The organism is Xanthomonas protegens (assembly GCF_038442435.1).
Classification (GTDB): Bacteria; Pseudomonadota; Gammaproteobacteria; order Xanthomonadales; family Xanthomonadaceae; genus Xanthomonas_A; species Xanthomonas_A sontii.
The window spans coordinates 116,633-132,356 of sequence record NZ_JAQJCQ010000011.1; the positions used below are offsets into that span (position 1 = coordinate 116,633).

Annotated in this window: 11 protein-coding genes; 3 read left to right on the forward strand and 8 right to left on the reverse strand. The window is 70.0% G+C overall.

Annotated features, from left to right (window positions below; translation table 11 throughout):
• The first annotated feature begins 58 nt into the window (after positions 1–58).
• Positions 59–1,930, forward strand: coding sequence for a propionate--CoA ligase (gene prpE, locus PIQ37_RS13810; RefSeq protein WP_342073885.1), 1,872 nt, complete (start codon positions 59–61; stop codon positions 1,928–1,930).
• 49 nt (positions 1,931–1,979) lie between these two features.
• On the opposite strand, the gene PIQ37_RS13815 is transcribed toward prpE, so the two are convergent.
• The 6 genes from PIQ37_RS13815 to PIQ37_RS13840 all read right to left on the reverse strand — a co-directional run bounded on the left by PIQ37_RS13815 (position 1,980) and on the right by PIQ37_RS13840 (position 9,837).
• Positions 1,980–2,588 (reverse strand): glutathione S-transferase N-terminal domain-containing protein, encoded by a 609-nt coding sequence (locus PIQ37_RS13815; RefSeq protein WP_342073886.1) that lies wholly within the window; start codon positions 2,586–2,588, stop codon positions 1,980–1,982.
• Positions 2,589–2,713: 125 nt separating this feature from the next.
• Positions 2,714–3,175, reverse strand: coding sequence for a cell wall hydrolase (locus tag PIQ37_RS13820; RefSeq protein ID WP_019797714.1), 462 nt, complete (start codon positions 3,173–3,175; stop codon positions 2,714–2,716).
• Between the two features lie 298 nt (positions 3,176–3,473).
• Entirely contained in the window at positions 3,474–4,964 is a 1,491-nt protein-coding gene (locus PIQ37_RS13825; protein ID WP_342073887.1) for a hypothetical protein, read from the reverse strand.
• Positions 4,965–5,054: 90 nt separating this feature from the next.
• A complete protein-coding gene (locus PIQ37_RS13830) occupies positions 5,055–6,209 on the reverse strand; it encodes a glycerophosphodiester phosphodiesterase family protein (protein WP_342073888.1) in 1,155 nt (384 codons plus the stop codon).
• A gap of 209 nt (positions 6,210–6,418) precedes the next feature.
• Positions 6,419–7,315: a glycerophosphodiester phosphodiesterase family protein gene (locus PIQ37_RS13835; RefSeq protein ID WP_342073889.1), complete on the reverse strand. Its 897-nt coding sequence runs from the start codon at positions 7,313–7,315 to the stop codon at positions 6,419–6,421.
• A gap of 23 nt (positions 7,316–7,338) precedes the next feature.
• Positions 7,339–9,837 carry a TonB-dependent receptor gene (locus tag PIQ37_RS13840; RefSeq protein ID WP_342073890.1) on the reverse strand — a complete coding sequence of 833 codons (2,499 nt, stop codon included), beginning with the start codon at positions 9,835–9,837 and terminating at the stop codon, positions 7,339–7,341.
• A gap of 113 nt (positions 9,838–9,950) precedes the next feature.
• On the opposite strand from PIQ37_RS13840, the gene PIQ37_RS13845 reads away from it, so the two are divergent.
• Positions 9,951–11,072 (forward strand): ROK family protein, encoded by a 1,122-nt coding sequence (locus tag PIQ37_RS13845; protein ID WP_342073891.1) that lies wholly within the window; start codon positions 9,951–9,953, stop codon positions 11,070–11,072.
• Positions 11,073–11,176: 104 nt separating this feature from the next.
• Here the strand turns inward: PIQ37_RS13845 and PIQ37_RS13850 are convergent, their stop codons facing one another.
• On the reverse strand, positions 11,177–12,508 hold the full coding sequence (locus tag PIQ37_RS13850; protein WP_342073892.1) for an MFS transporter: 1,332 nt from the start codon (positions 12,506–12,508) through the stop codon (positions 11,177–11,179).
• Positions 12,509–12,606: 98 nt separating this feature from the next.
• Between PIQ37_RS13850 and PIQ37_RS13855 the strand changes: the two genes are divergently transcribed.
• Complete coding sequence (locus tag PIQ37_RS13855) at positions 12,607–13,017, forward strand: Rap1a/Tai family immunity protein (RefSeq protein WP_342073893.1); 411 nt, start codon at positions 12,607–12,609, stop codon at positions 13,015–13,017.
• A 169-nt stretch (positions 13,018–13,186) separates the two neighbouring features.
• On the opposite strand, the gene PIQ37_RS13860 is transcribed toward PIQ37_RS13855, so the two are convergent.
• Positions 13,187–15,235, reverse strand: coding sequence for an NADPH-dependent 2,4-dienoyl-CoA reductase (locus PIQ37_RS13860; RefSeq protein WP_342073894.1), 2,049 nt, complete (start codon positions 15,233–15,235; stop codon positions 13,187–13,189).
• Between the last annotated feature and the right edge of the window lie 489 nt (positions 15,236–15,724).

A 15,724-nucleotide genomic window follows, 5' to 3' on the forward strand; every position in this document is an offset into this window, starting at 1 on the left:
GCCCTCCCCGCCGAAGGACTATGCTCGGAGCCGGTGCACCGGCCTTGGGAGGGGCGGCATGGACTACGCGACGCTGTACCGGCGTTCGATCGAGCGGCCGGAAGAGTTCTGGGCCGAGCAGGCCAGGGCGATCCACTGGGAGCGACCGCCGCAGGCGATCCTGGAGTACGACACGCCACCGTTCCGGCGCTGGTTCGTCGGCGGGCTGACCAACCTGTGCCACAACGCGGTGGACCGGCATCTGCCCGAACGCGCCACGCAACTGGCGCTGGTCGCGGTGTCCAGCGAAACCGGGCAGACCCAGGAGATCACGTATGCGCAGCTGCACCGCGAGGTCAACGCCTTCGCCGCGGTGCTGCAGCGGCTGGACGTGCAGCGCGGCGACCGCGTGGTCATCTACATGCCGAACATGGCCGAGGCGGTGTATGCGATGCTGGCCTGCGCTCGCATCGGCGCGGTGCACTCGGTGGTGTTCGGCGGCTTCGCCGCGCACAACCTGGCGCTACGCATCGACGATGCGCGGCCCAAGCTGCTGATCGCCGCCGATGCCGGCAGCCGCGGCGGCAAGCGCATCCCCTACAAGCCGCTGGTCGATGCCGCCTGCGCGGAGGCCAGTGCGCCGCCGCCGACGGTGCTGATCGTCTCGCGTGGGCTGGATCCGGCGCAGCCGCGCGTGCCCGGGCGCGACGTCGACTATGCCGAGCTGCGCGCCGAGGTCGGCGATGCGCAGGTGCCGGTGGTGTGGCTGGAATCCAACGAACCCAGCTACCTGCTGTACACCTCCGGCACCACCGGCAAGCCCAAAGGCGTGCAGCGCGATGTCGGCGGGCACGCGGTGGCGCTGGCGCTGTCGATGCGCACGGTGTTCGACTGCGGCCCGGGGCAGACCATGTTCTCCACCTCCGACGTGGGTTGGGCGGTGGGGCATTCGTACAACGTGTATGGCCCACTGATCGTCGGTGCGACCTCGCTGCTGTACGAAGGCCTGCCGGTGCAGCCGGATCCGGGCGTGTGGTGGGCGCTGTGCGAGAAGTACCGGGTGCGCACCATGTTCTCTTCGCCGACCGCGATCCGCGTGCTGAAGAAGCATCCGGCGCGCTACCTGCGCGAGCGCGACCTGAGTGCGCTGCGCTATCTGTTCCTGGCCGGCGAGCCGCTGGACGAGCCGACTGCGTTGTGGATCGGCGAAGCGCTGGGCAAGCCGGTGATCGACAACTACTGGCAGACCGAAACCGGGTGGCCGGTGCTGACCCTGTTGCCGGGCGTCGAGTTGCGGCCGGTGAAACCGGGCTCGCCCGGCTTTCCCAATCTTGGCTACCGCACGCGCATCGTCGACGAGCATGGCGTCGAGGTGCCGGCCGGGCGCAAGGGCGTGCTGGTGATCGAGCCGCCGTTGCCGCCTGGCTGCATGACCACGGTATGGAACGACGACGCGCGCTTCCTGCGCAGCTACTTCAGCCACTTCGACACGCTGCTGTACAGCTCGCTGGACTGGGCGATCCGCGACGAGGACGGCTACACCTTCATCCTCGGTCGCACCGACGATGTGATCAACGTGGCCGGACATCGCCTGGGCACGCGCGAGATCGAGGAAGCCATCGCCGGCCATGCCGACGTGGCCGAGGTCGCGGTGATCGGCATGCACGACGAACTGAAGGGGCAGGTGCCGGTGGTATTCGCGACGCTGAAGCAGGTCGCGCCGGATGCCGCGGCGGTGGTCGAGGAACTGCGCCAGTGCGTGGTGCAGCGGCTCGGCGCGGTGGCGCGGCCAGCGCAGGTGTATCTGGTGCAGGCACTGCCGAAGACGCGTTCGGGCAAGCTGTTGCGGCGCTCGCTGCAGGCGCTGGCCGAGCAGCGCGACCCGGGCGATCTGTCGACGCTGGACGATCCCGGCGCGCTGGAGGAGATCCGCCGCGCATTGCGCGGTTGACGTGCGACCGGCGACGCCGGCGCAGCCGCGCCGGCGTTCGCATCATCGCTTAGCTCAGGCCTTCGGCCTGCAGCGCCGCCTGCACCTGCGGATCGGCGGACATGCGCTCGAAATGCAGCTGCAGATTGGGGCCGAGCGCGATCTGCTGCGCGCGCGCCCAGCGCAGGGTGACGAACAGGTAGGCGTCGGCGATGGAGCGGCGTGCACCGCCCAGCCAGGTCTGCTGTTCCAGCGCGACTTCCACGCGCGCGTACAGCGTGCGCACGCGTTCGCGTGCGTGCTCCTGGGTGCGCGCGATCACCGCGGCGTCGTCGAGATAGCGGGTGCTGCCGAACAGCGGATGAAATGCCGGGTGCAGATCGGCGTTGAGGAAGGCCAGCCAGCGCTGCACTTCGGCACGGCTGCGCGGGCTGCCGTCGCCGGCCAGGTGCGCGTCGGGCGCGAGATCGGCGATGTAGTTGAGGATCGCCGAGTTCTGGGTCAGCACCCAGTCGTCCATCTGCAGCGCAGGCACCGCACCGGCCGGATTGATCGCCAAGTACGCCGGCGCCTTCATCGCCGCGGCATCGAGCAGCTTCAGTTCGAACGGCAATCCGGCCCAGCGCAGCGCGATGTGATCGGCCAGCGAACAGGCGCCGGGCTTGGAATAGAGTTTCATGGCAGGCGGCTCCGCATCGGTCAGGACGGCAGAGGGTACCTGCTGCGCGGGGCGCTTGGCGATGAAGACGCGCCATGCGTGGCGCGCGCGCCTGCGTCAGGACATGCCTGTGTGGCGAAGAACGATCAGGACGCGTTGCGCGGACGCAGCTTCTGCACGCGATAGAACGTGTGGTCGCCGATCGTCGCGACCTGATAGGCATTGCGCCAACTCGGGCTGGCGATGGCATGCGCGGCGAAGTGGCTGGCGCCCGGCACGATCTCCTTGCGCTGGCCCTGCGGCAGCGCCCAGTTGCGCTCGGCGGCGAAGGCGACCTTGACCGCATCGGCCCAGGCGTCGTCGTTCTTCAATTCGGTGCCCGGCTTCACCAGGCCTGGCGCGAACTGCTTGCGTGCGGTGACCACCTGGCACATCGAATCGCCCCACAGGCCGCTGTCCAGGCGCCGCAGCGCCACTTCGGCGACGGCTTGCTGTCCGCGCAGCGTCTGGTCGCGCGCTTCCAGGTAGACGGTGGTGCTGAGGCAAAGCGAATCGGCAGCGGGTTGCGGCAACAATTGCGAGAGCCAGAGAATCCAGGCCAGTTTCATCGTACTCCTTGCTCCGTATGGGCCGTCGTCGAGGCGCTGCGCCGGGATGGCGCGGCAAGCGATGCGGCTTGGCGTCATGGGGAGGCGGCCTGTCACGGGCCGCCCGGGTGCCGGCAATCTGTAGTCCGGCGGATCCGCCAAGATGGGCGGATCGAGAAGAGGCGCGAACGATAGGGGCCGGTTCCCGAATCGCAACTGAATCCCGAGTATTGACAGGGTTCACATCTCGCTGTGTCGAGATGCTGTCGCGCTCGCCGCGCGACGGCATTGTGCAACGCCGCATCGCGGCGCATGAGGCTCAGGGAAACTGCTTGCGCTGCATCAGCATGGCGTACACCTTCACCACCGGATCAGCGTGTCCGCTCAGTTGCGCGAGGCGCTGTTCGCGATCGGGCCAGCGTTGCGCCTGATCGGCGAGCACGCGCAGATCGCCGAACCAGGTGTCGTGATCGCGTGCGTAATACGGGCCGCTCAGCAGCGTGGCGAGCAGGTTCATGCCGCGGTCGCGCGCCGCGCCCGCCGGCGCGTACTCGAGATAGCGCAGCAGTTCGCGCAGGCGCGCGCGCTGCACGCGGCCGCTGTCGTCGCTGGCCGCGGTCTGCTGCAGCACCCCATGGTCGAGCTGGTCGAGGAACTCCATCGATGCTTTTTCCGTGGCCGGATCGCCGGCACCAGCAGCCGCATCCAGCAACTGCGTGCGGATGTTGTAGCCGGCCTGGCGGATCAGCGAGATCGCATCGGCGTCGATCGACTGCGCGGGGAGCGGCGGTGCCGGCACGATGCGCTCGGCCGGCAGCTCGGCGACGAAGCGCTGCTCCAGCAGCCAGTGGTTGCCGAGCACGCTGGAAGGGCAGCGTGTCTGCGCAAGATGCGCGGCGACGTAGCCGCGGTAGGCGGCGTGCAGTCGCTCGCGCAGTGCGCTGTCGGACACTTGTTGCAGCAGCAGCGGCATGTCGCCGGCCACGCTGAGTTCGGTGGCGGTGAAACCGGCATCGTCGCCGCGGATGCGTTCGAACATGCGCGCCAGGCTGTCGGCGAGCTGTGCCTGTCCCGCGCTGTCCAGCGGCGCCGCGGCGAGCGCCATCTTCAGCGCCGGGGCGGTGTCGGTTTCGTGTTGCGCCGCGTCCACGCGTGCGGCGATTGCGCTGGCGCGCGCCGCCGGTGGTGCCGGCTGCAATGCGCTGGCCAACGCATAGGTCGGGCTGGGATCGTCGAGATAGTCCGCATCGCAACTTCCGGCGTGCGGCGTCGGTAGCGCGGCGAACAACGCCTGCGTCTGCGCCGTTGTGGTGCGTTGTGCGGCGCGTGTCTGCAGCGTCAGTTGATCCAGGCCGGCGGTCCGCGGCGTCCGCAACTCGTTGTCGCGCTCTTCGTCGATGCTGCCGACGCGGGCCAGGCCGGGCATGCGCCGTTGCGCGCGCTCGGCCAGTGCCACGGCCTGTTGGGTCAGCCGTTGCGCGGCAGCGGCCCGGTTGCCGTCGGCTGGAAGATCGGCGGATGCAGCTAGGCGCAGCAGCACATCGGCCTGGAAGTCGGCGGACAGCGCCTGCGCCGCGGCCAGCACCGCACTCGCAGGTGGCCCGGGTACGGCGCTACCGTTCATCGAAGCGGCACCGGTGGACGGCGGCGTCTGCGCACTGGCCGGGCCGGCATGCGGGTGTGTTGCGAGGGAAGCTGGCGCTGTGGGTTGCGCGCCGTGGGCGGTGGCCGCGCGTTGCAGCAGCGGCACGCACGCGCCGGCGACCAGCAGCGCGAGAAGCAGATGGCGGGGACGTGGGGCGGAACGCATGGGAACTCCTGAAGGCGGGCGACGGACTGCACGGCGCATGGGCGCCGTGCAGGGCCGGGGAGCGCACTCCCCGGCGCGACCATCCAGTGGTCAGTTGTAGCGCGCGGTGTTGCGCGGCACGTTGGCGCGAATCACGCCGAGCGGATCGTCGGTGATGATGCTGGTGAAGCCGGCGGTGACCTGCGCGCGGAAATCCGGACGGTCGTCGGCGGTCTCGTTGCCGAAGTACTTGGTACGGGTCAGATAATCGTCCAGCGACGCACAGCAGGTGCCGTTGCTGCGCACATAGTGCTGGCCGTCATGGCTGCTGAGGCGGTACTCGGGCACCGGCGAGAACGCACCGATCGCCTGCTTCTGCGCCTGGTTCGCGGCCAGCAGTTCGGCAGTCGGGTCGCCGCGGCGGGGCTGCTTGTTGCCGATTTCCAGCCAGGCGAAGCCGCTTTGCTTGCGCACTTCGGTGATCCAGGCGCTGACCCGGCACTGCGGCGTATTGGGCGCGGTGAAGCCGCACAGGCCGACATAGTTGTCGGCGATCCTGTCCATGTCGCCCGCATAGACGGTCGGGGCGAACGGCACGCCCTTGGTGAAGCGGGTGATGTCGCTGGGCGTTTTCGGCAGCAGCGAGGCGCTGAACTTCAGCACCACCTGGTTCTGCATCTTGAATGCATTGACCTGGTCTGCCGCGCGCGACACCGCGTCCAGCGACTTCAGGTCCAGCACCACCACCATGTGGTTGGCGTAGTGGCTCACCGCGTCCAGTGCGATGGCCAGCGAGGCCGGATGATCGTTGGTCTTGGCGAAGTTCTTGTCGCGCAGGTACATGTTGATCAGATCATGGCTGCTCAGGGTCCTGATGTCCGGATTCCAGCCCGACGGATTGGCGGCTGGCTGGAAGATGTTGAAGCCGGGGTTGTGATCGATGACGCGGCCGGCGTTCTGGTCGTGGAACAGCCAGAGGATGCCATCGGACGCCTGCTTGACGTCCAGTTCGATCGCTTCGATGTTCTCGTTGTAGGTATCGAGGATCGAGCAGGTGGAGTTCTCGGCGCAGCCGTTGCCGACCAGCCCGCGATGCGAGATCACCACGACGTCGGCGTGATTCCCCTGGTAGGGATTCTTCATCACGTTGAGGATATGTTGCGGGTTCCAGTTGCTGGCGGCCGACGCCATGCCGGACAGCGTGGCCAGCGACGCGCAGGCCAGCGCCAGGGCGAGAACCTTGGCGGGTTTCTTGGGCAGTTTCATGTGCTCTCTTCCGTTCGGGGTTGATGGAATGAAGTGAAGCAGCGCAGCGCGCGGCAACCGCCGCGCCCATGGGCGCGGTTGTCTGCAGCGCAATGCTCGAAGCGACGGGCATCGTCCTGGCGTTGCATGCCACCCGTCTGAAACTGGACTCCTGGCGACACCCCGCGTGGGCCACCGCGTGGTGTCGCCGGGATTTGGACCGAGGCCGGCTACCGTGGCGTGTCCGCGCCGTGCAGGTAGCGTTTCAATGCCAACGGCTCGTCGGTTTGGATCATGCTCACGCCGTGCTTGCGCAGCCCGCCCCAGACCGCGGCGGGATCGCGCAGCGCGCGCTGGTCGGTGTAGTGCGCCGACAGCCGCATCGGTCTGCCGCTGGCGATGTCGTTGGTCATGGTGTTGACGAACAGGCGCGCGTGCGGCGCCAGTTCGCGTTGCGCGATGTCCAGCACCACCGGGTCGTCGAACATCAGCTGCACCACCGCCGGCTGCAAGCTGGCGGCGCGGCGCAGGGCCTGCTCGGGCGGCAGCGTCGACTCGCGCTGCAGGTATAGCGCCTGCACCGCGATGTCGGCCTTGCGCGCGCGCTGCAACACCGCGTCGGGCACGTCCAGCGGCACGTTGAGCAGCACGTCGCGTTGCGCGCCGGCCGCTTCCACCGCGTCGATCACCTGGTCCAGCGCCGCGGCCTTGACGTCCAGGTTCACCAGCACCTTGCCGCGCGCCACGGCCAGCGCCTGCGCCAGCGTCGGCGGATGCCGCGCGGTGAGCGTGCTGTCGCGGCCGCCACCCTGGCTGCGCACGCGCAAGGCGGCGATCTGCGCCGCGTCCAGATCGGCCACCGCGCCGTGCCCGTCGGTGGTGCGGTCCACCGTCTCGTCGTGCATCAGCACCAGCGCGCCGTCGCGGGTGGTGCGCACGTCGATCTCGACCATGTCCACGCCGCGCGCGATGCAGGCGGCGATGCCGTCCAGGGTGTTCTCCGAGGCGAACGTCCAGCAGGCGCGGTGCGACACCACCAGCGCCGGCCCATGCGGGTCGCGCAGCCGGTCGGGCAGGCTCGGCGTCGCGGCCATGGCCAGGACCGGCATCGACAGCGCGGCGCTCATCAGCAGTCTCCGGCAGCGCATGCTCACCATCTCCAGGTCAACGACGCGTTGTAGTTGCGGCCGAAGATCGGCCGCGCGTAGATCGCGTCGGCGGTGCCCTGGCCGGACAGCGTGTCCACGCGTGCATTGCCCTCGGTCAGGCCGAGGGCGTTGCCGACGTTTGCCGCGTGCAATTGCAGTTCCAGGTGCGCGCTCAACCGCGCGAACAGGCCCAGGTCGTAGGTGGTGTAGGCGGGCAGGGCGGTGGCGTTGGTGTAGTCGACGTAGCGCTGGCCCATGCGATAGGCGGTGGCCGACAGTTCCAGCGGCCGGCCGTCGATGTCGACGTACAGGGTCGGGCTGATCGACGCCATGAACTTGGGGATGCGCGAGATCTGCTTGCCGTCCAGGTTGCCGTAACTGAGGCCGGTGGTCGCGTTGCTCAGACCGCGCGTCTGCGGATCCTGCAGCGTGGCCGAACCGGTGATGCCGAACAGCGGCAGCGGCCGCCAGGTGAACTCCGATTCCAGGCCCAGGGTGCGGGTCTTGCCGACCAGTGCCAGGCTCTGCACCGCGCCGCTGCCGTCGAGCACGATGGCGCTGATCGACAGATCGTTGAAGCGGCTCCAGAAGGCGACCGTGGAGAACGAGAAGCTGTCGCCGAAGCTGCCGCGCAGGCCGGCCTCGGCCTGGTCGATGTCGGTGACGTCCGCGTTCTGGGTCTGGTAGACGTTCTGCAGCCGCGGCAGGCGCTGCGACTGGGTGTAGCGGGCGAAGGTCTGCAGCTGCGGGGTCAGCGCGAACTCGGCACCGAGCGTCCACTGGGTGGCATGGCGATGATCGGTGCGCGGGCTGAACGCGCCGCTGAGGCCGCCGACGTTGTCGTCGGCCAGCGTGGTCGGATCGCCGAGATTGCGCGTGGTGGTGGCGTCGACGCCGCCGTTGGCGTTGTAGCGGGTGTAGCGCACGCCGGCATCCAGGCCGAGGCGGCCGAAGCGCACCGAATCCCACAGGTACGGCGAGAGGTAGGTGCCGTTGGCGAAGCCGCTGGTGACGCCATTGCCGTAGCGCACGAAGCCGTTCTGGGTGACCGAACCGACCACGTTGCCGGCGGCGTCGTAGGCCAGCACGTCCAGGCGCTGCGCGTTGTTCTGCAGCGTGGTCAGCACGGTGTTCTGCAGCCGGTCCTGGCGGTATTCGAAGTGCTGCACGTTGAGGCCGGCGGTCAGCGTGTGCTGGCCCAGCGCGGTGGCGTTGAACGCCTTGCTCAGGCGCAGGTCGTCGGACAGCGTGCGCAGATGGGTGCGCGCATTCCACAGGCCGCTCTCCAGCACCAGACCGTCGGCCGCGGCCGGATCGTAGACGGCGCCGTTGCGGCTGGCGACGTAGCCGACCCGCGCCACCCGCGCACCGAAGCCGCTGCGCGCGCGGCCGAGCTGGGTGTTGAGATAGGCGCTGGCGTCGTAGGGCGCGGCGCCGGAGAACAGCGCGGTGTAGTCCACTTCCGCGTCGACGAAGCGCATGCGGTTGTTGAGGGTCAGGCCGTCGCCCAGGTCCCACTCCAGGTGCGTGCCAAGTTGCTTGACCTTAGTGTGGATGCCGTCGGCCAGGTCGAGGTTGCGTGCCAGCGGGCCGTTGCCGTCGAAGCTCAGCGCGGTGGTGTGGCGCAGGTCGTTGGACAGCAGGGTGCCGTCCAGCGGGTCGATCAGCGCCGACAGCGATTGCGACGGGTTGCGCGGGTCGGCCAGCGGGATCGGGTTGTAGAAGGCGGTACGGTCGTTGAGGTATTTGGCGTCGACGTCGAGGATCGCATCGCCCATCAGGAAGGTCAGGTTGCCGCGCAGCTGGCCGCCCTGGTCGGCGGTGTAGCCGGTGCGACGCAGACCGTCGTCGCTGCGGTGGTAGCCGCCGATGCTGTACAGCACGTTCTCGCTGAGCGGGCCGGCGCTGTAGGCGTCCTCGCGGCGCAGGCCGTCGCTGCCGACGGTCATGCGTACCGCGCCCTCGGGGGTGGCCGTGCCGTGGCGGGTGATGGCATTGACCGTGCCGCCCGGCGCGTTGGTCGCGAACAGCGGCGAGGTGCCGCCGCGCACCACTTCCAGGCGCTCGGTCATCATGTCCAGCGCGAACAGGGTGTCGACGTTGAAGAAGCTTTCCTGCGGCTCGTCGAACAGGGTCAGGCCGTCTTCCTGGTACTGCACGTAGTACCAGCCGCCTGCCGGCAGGCCGCGCACGTAGAGATTCTGGCCGCCGCCCTGGCCGCCGGAGGGTTCGGCGGAGAACCCCGGGACCGCCCGCAACATGTCCACGCTGCTGCTCGGGGTGCTGCGCTCCAGGCGTTCCTTGGACACCACGCTGATCGCGAAGGGGGCGTCCTTCTGCGACTGGCCCTGCGGCGTGCCGGTGACCACGATCTGGTCCAGCGTAGTGGTGGCGTCGGCCGGGGGCGCTGGCGCGTCCGCGGCATGGACGGTCGCGGCGCTGCCGAGGATGGACGCGAGCGCCAGTGCCAGCAGGCTCGGGTGCGGATGAACGGTACGCATGAAGACCCCCAGTAAAAGAATGTGGGGTTAATACTATTTACCATGTATGAAACTTAGATGTCCACGTGCTAGGTTGTTGCGGTTCGTGCATCCATCACGCTTTGCGCCCGCCTATGCCGCATCCCGATTTCCCGCCGCGCGTCAGTGCCGGCGGCCGCCAATTGCTCGATCGTGTGTTCAAGACCGGGGTGCAGACCCAGGCGGCGCTGAGCCGTGACCTGGCTCTGTCGCAGCCCACCGTGGCGCGCCTGCTGCAGGGCTTCGTGCAGGACCGCATGGTCCAGCTCAGCGCCCGTGCCGCCGAGGGCCGCGGCAATCCCAGCGTCGACGTGCGGCTGGCGCCGGACTACGCCTACGCCTTCGGCATCGGCCTGATGGGCGACGTGGTGGCGCTGGCGCTGGTGGATTTCGCCGGCACCGTGCGCGGCCAGCGCCGCCTCGGCCTGGCCGACATGCGCCGCGCGTCGGTGCTGACGTTACTGCAGCGGTTCCGCGCCGAGTTGCTGGCCGAGACCGGTGTGGACCCGGCGCGGGTGGTCGGCATGGGCATGGCGATTTCGGCGTTCTTCACCGGGCAGGGCCGGCAGATGGCCGGGCCGCCGGCGCTGGAGGACTGGACCCAGGTGGACCTGGTGCCGATCCTGGAAGACGCCCTGGGCTGCGCGATCACCATCGAGAACGATGGCGCGGCGGCGGCGGTGGCCGAGAGTCTGTACGGGGTCGGCCGCGACTGCCGCGACTTCGTCTACCTGCACCTGACCAACGGCTTCGGCGGCGGCATCATCGCCGATGGCCGGCTGTTCCGCGGCCACCGCGGCAATGCCGGCGAGTTCGGCGGCATCTGGACCGTCGGCGGCATGGCCTATCCGAACCTGGACGCGCTGCTGTCGCTGGTGCGCGCCGCCGGCCAGGACTATGCCGGAGTCGAGCAGATGCTCGGCGCGATCGACGCGCACACCCCGGGCGTGGACGCCTGGCTGGACATGGCCGAGGCACCGTTCTCGCAGTTGTGCGCGTATCTGGCCTATGCGCTGGATCCGCAGGCGATCGTGATCGGCGGGCGCCTGCCGGCGGCGATCGGCGCGCGCCTGATCGAGCGCATCCGCATCCCGCGCGCACCCAATCGGCACGGCCTGGCGCCGCCGCTGCCGCAACTGTGCATCGCCCGCACCGTCGGCGACGCGGTGACCCTGGGCGCGGCGTTGATGCCGCTGCAGCAGGCGTTTTTCGCCTGAGGCATGCGCGTGCGCGGTGCGCCGCGTTCAAGCCAGCGACATGGCGCCATGTCGCGGAGGATTCGGGCCGGATGCTGGCCCGTGGCGTCGCAGCGCCCGATGTCTCAGCCGCTGCTGGCGTTGGCCGCCAGGCCGGCACCGATCGGGAGCGATCGGCGGCGTCCGGTGAGCAAGGCCAGCAGCAGGCACAGCGCCCCGCACAGCAGCGGGCCGGCCGCCATCGCCCAGCACAGCAGCAGGCAGTGCCCGTCGCGGTAGGCCAGCGCATCCAGCAGCACGCCGATCAGCACCACGCCGGCGGCCAGGGCGACCTGTGCGGCGGCGGTCAGCGCGGCGAAGCACAGCGCGTGCTCGGCGACCGCGCGGGTCGCGGTGCACTGCGCGTGCCAGGCCCATACCAGTTGTCCGGCGCTGCCACCGATCGCGCCGATGCAGGCCGCCGCGGCCAGGCTCAGCAGCGGCTGCGCCGGCAACGCCAGGGCGAACAGCGGCGCGCACAGCAACAGGGCGCTGCCGAGCCAGGCCAGCCGTTGCGTCGGCGTGCGCTGTCGGCCCCAGCGCGCAGCCAGCGGCTGCACCAGCACCGTGCCGAGCGCATAGGCGATCAGGACCGCGCTGCCCCAGCCGGGCGAAAGCAGGCCGTAGGCGGCCACGTACGGGGCGAGCTTGGTGAACGTGGGCAGGGTCAGCGAGACCGCCGCGATCAGTGCCAGCGGCTGCCAGGGAATCGCGCGCCACGAGGGTGCTCGGTCGATCGCGATCACGGCCGTGGCGTCGGCCGGTGCCGGGTGCGCATTGGCGGGATGGCGCAGCACCCGCTGCAACTGCCAGGCGCACAGCATCGCCACCGCCGCCAGCACCGCGCTGGCCTGCAGCGCCAGGCTTCCGCCATCGGTCCCGCGCGCCAGCACCGCACCGACCACGCTGCTGATCAGCAACGCCGCCGCGCCGCTGCCGGCCAGGCGCAGCGCGCTGGCGCCGTCGTGGCCGCGCCAGGGCCACTGCGCCAGGCTCAGCAAGGTGTTCTGGGCCACGTCGCAGGCAGCGTAGGCCAGCCGGAACAGCAGGCTCACCGCCAGCACATAGCCCAGCCGCCACGGCGGCGGCAGCAAGGGTGCGGCGAACACCAGCAGCAGCGCCAGCGCCGCGGCGGCCAGGCCGTGCCATTGCAGGCGCCCGGCGCTGCGCACGTCGCGCAGGCGTCGGCGCAGGCCCCAGCCGGCGCCGAGGCCGATCGCGGCGCTGAGCAGCAGGCCCAGCGCCAGCACCAGCCCGGCGGTGATCGCGCGCAGGCCGGCGTGTTCGGTCAGCGAGTAGATCAGCAGCAGTTCGCCGGCGTACCACAGCAGGCTCTTGCCGAAATGCGCGCCGGCATACGCCGCCAGCGCCGTTTGCGGCAGGCGGGGCAGGGCGGGCAGGGGCAAGGGACGCGGCATGCCCAGGCTTATAGCCGCGCGATGCGACAGCACCAAGTCCGCCGCGTCGGCTTGCTAGGATCGAAGGCGCTGGTCCCCGTCGTTCGAGGAGTTCGCCGATGTCGCTGCCATGGTCATTGCCCCGGCTGCTGTGCCTGTGTCTTGCCGCCTTCGCTGCGCCTGCCGTCGCGTCGGTGGCCGCGCGTCCGCAGGCGGTGTATCAGCTGTCCGCCGCCGATCTGCTGCGGTTGCTGCGCGGCGATGCGCAGGCCGCGGCGACGCCACTCGCGGGCAGTGTCGAACAGCGCCGCGCGCAGGCCGGCGCGCTGGCGCGGCTGTACATCGCCGGCGTCGCCGACGCCAGCGAAGGCAGGCAGTGGTGCGCTGGCGCGCAGGGCGTGCTGACGCACGAACTGGTCGATCGCGTATTCACCGCGCTCGCCGCGCTGCCGCCGGCGCAGTTGCGGCAGCGCGCGGCGGTTCCGGTGGAGCAGGCGCTGCACGACGCGTTCCCCTGCGCGGCGCGTTGAGAATTTCAGGCCTGTCGGTGACGGGCGCCGGGCCTGACTGCCGCGGGTGACCCGGGCCTGCGCATGCCGGGATCGAGGGCAATCGCCGACGTGCCCGACAGAGCGCCGCGTGCCTCGACGCGACCTTGCCCGCGATGGTCGCCGATGGCCGACCAGGTCAGCGCACGCCCTAGAGTTGCGCCGCGAGCCGGCTGCCCTGGGCGATGGCGCGCTTGGCGTCCAGTTCGGCGGCGACATCCGCGCCGCCGATCAGGTGCGCGTTGCGGCCGGCGGTCTGCAGCGCCGCCTGCAGGTCGCGCCGCGGTTCCTGGCCGGCGCAGACCACCACGGTGCCCACCGGCAACAGTTGCTCGGCGCCGTCCACGCGGATGCGCAGGCCGCTGTCGTCCACGCCCAGGTACTCGACGCCGCCGAGCATGGTCACGCCCTTGGCCTTGAGCGTGGCGCGATGGATCCAGCCGGTGGTCTTGCCCAGCCGCGCGCCGGGCCGGCCCGGGCTGCGCTGCAGCAGCCACACGCTGCGCGCCGGCGGCTCCGGGCGCGGCTTGCAAAGCGCGCCGCGGCCTTCGAACTGCGGGTCCACGCCCCACTCGGCCATCCACCGCGCCGGGTCCAGCGCGGTCGACTCACCGGCATGCACCAGGAACTCGCCGACATCGAAGCCGATACCGCCGGCGCCGATGATCGCGACCTTGTCCGCCGCCTGCACCCGGCCCTGCAGCACATCCAGATAGCTGACCACGCTGGGATGGTCGGCGCCCGGGAAGTCCACCGCGCGCGGCACGATGCCGGTGGCCAGCACCACCTCGTCGAAGTCGGCCAGCAGGGCCGCATCGGCGGTGGTCTGCAGGCGCAGTTCCACGCCGGTGGCGTCGAGCTGGTGGCGGAAGTAGCGCAGCGTCTCGTGGAATTCCTCCTTGCCGGGAATCCGCTTGGCCACGTTGAACTGGCCGCCGATCTCGCTGGCGCTGTCGAACAGGGTGACGCGGTGGCCGCGTTGTGCGGCCACGGTGGCGCAGGCCAGGCCGGCCGGGCCGGCGCCGACCACGGCGATGCGCTTGGGCGCGCGGGTCGGCAGGTAGTTCAGTTCGGTCTCGGCGGCCGCGCGCGGATTGACCAGGCAACTGGCGGTCTTGTTCTCGAACACATGGTCCAGGCAGGCCTGGTTGCAGGCGATGCAGGTGTTGATCGCCTGCGCCTGGCCGCGCTGCGCCTTGTTCGCCCATTCCGGGTCGGCCAGCAGCGGCCGCGCCAGCGACACCATGTCGGCGCCGCCGCCGGCGAGGATGCGCTCGGCCACGTCGGGCATGTTGATGCGGTTGGTGGCGATCAGCGGCAGCCGCACGTGCGGCTTGAGCTTGGCCGTCACAGCCGCGAACGCCGCGCGCGGCACCGAGGTGGCGATGGTCGGCACGCGTGCCTCGTGCCAGCCGATGCCGGAATTGATGAGGGTCGCGCCGGCCGCCTCGATCGCCTGCGCCTGCAGCACGATCTCCTGCCAGTCGCTGCCGTCCTCGACCAGGTCCACCAGCGACAGCCGGTAGACGATGATGAAGTCCGGTCCGCAGGCGGCGCGGATGCGGCGCACGATCTCCACCGCAAAGCGCATGCGCTTGGCCGCATCGCCGCCCCACGCGTCATTGCGGCGGTTGCTGCGCGGGGCGATGAACTCGTTGATCAGATAGCCTTCCGAGCCCATCACCTCGACGCCGTCGTAGCCGGCCTCGCGCGCCAGCCTGGCGGCGTGCGCGTAGGCGTCGATCTGGCGTTCGACGCCGCGCGCCGACAGTGCGCGCGGGGTGAACGGGTTGATCGGCGCCTTGAGCTTCGACGGTGCCACCGACAGGGGGTGGTAGGCGTAGCGCCCGGCATGCAGCAGCTGCAGGCAGATCTTGGCGCCGTGTGCGTGAACTGCGGCGGTCACTTGCCGATGCGGGCGCACTTCCCACGGCCAGGACAGCTTGCCGCCGAACGGCTTCAGCCAGCCGACCACGTTCGGTGCGAAGCCGCCGGTGACGATCAGGCCGACGCCGCCGGCGGCGCGCTCGGCGAAGTACGCGGCCAGCTTGGGGAAGTCGCGGGCGCGGTCCTCCAGGCCGGTGTGCATGGAGCCCATCAGGATGCGGTTGCGCAGCTGGGTGAAGCCCAGGTCCAGTGGGGCGAACAGGTGCGGGTAGGCGGTGGGGGTGGGGTCGGGCTGGCCGGGGGCGGGCGACATGGCGTGGATACGCAGGCGTACGGAAGGGCGCAGGGTGCCGTGAAACCTGGGCTAGGGCAAGAGGGGCGTTGCTTTGAGCCGCCTTTACATTGCTCTGGGATTTTGAAGCATGACGCTTAGAAGCAAGAGCAACAGCTTCCGCTGACGCGGGTCACTTTTCTTTGCTTGTGCAAAGAAAAGTAACCAAAAGAAACACACCCCGCAGCGCGCCCTCCGCGCTAGCGCGCTCCGGGTCCGCAGCCACGTCGGGCATTTTCCGACGGCACATCCCTGTGCCGGCGGAAAACGACGCGCATCCTGCGCGTCGCCCTTCGGGTATTCGCCCGCCGTGTCTGCCGCGCCGAGGGGGCCCGGTAGATCAAAAGCACAGCAAAAGCCGAGGCAAGAGCTGTAGCAACAGCAACAGCAAAGGCAACAGCAACCGCAACGGCAGAACTACCGGGTCACGGTCATGCAGAGCCGACGACCGCCTTACGCAACGCGGGACGG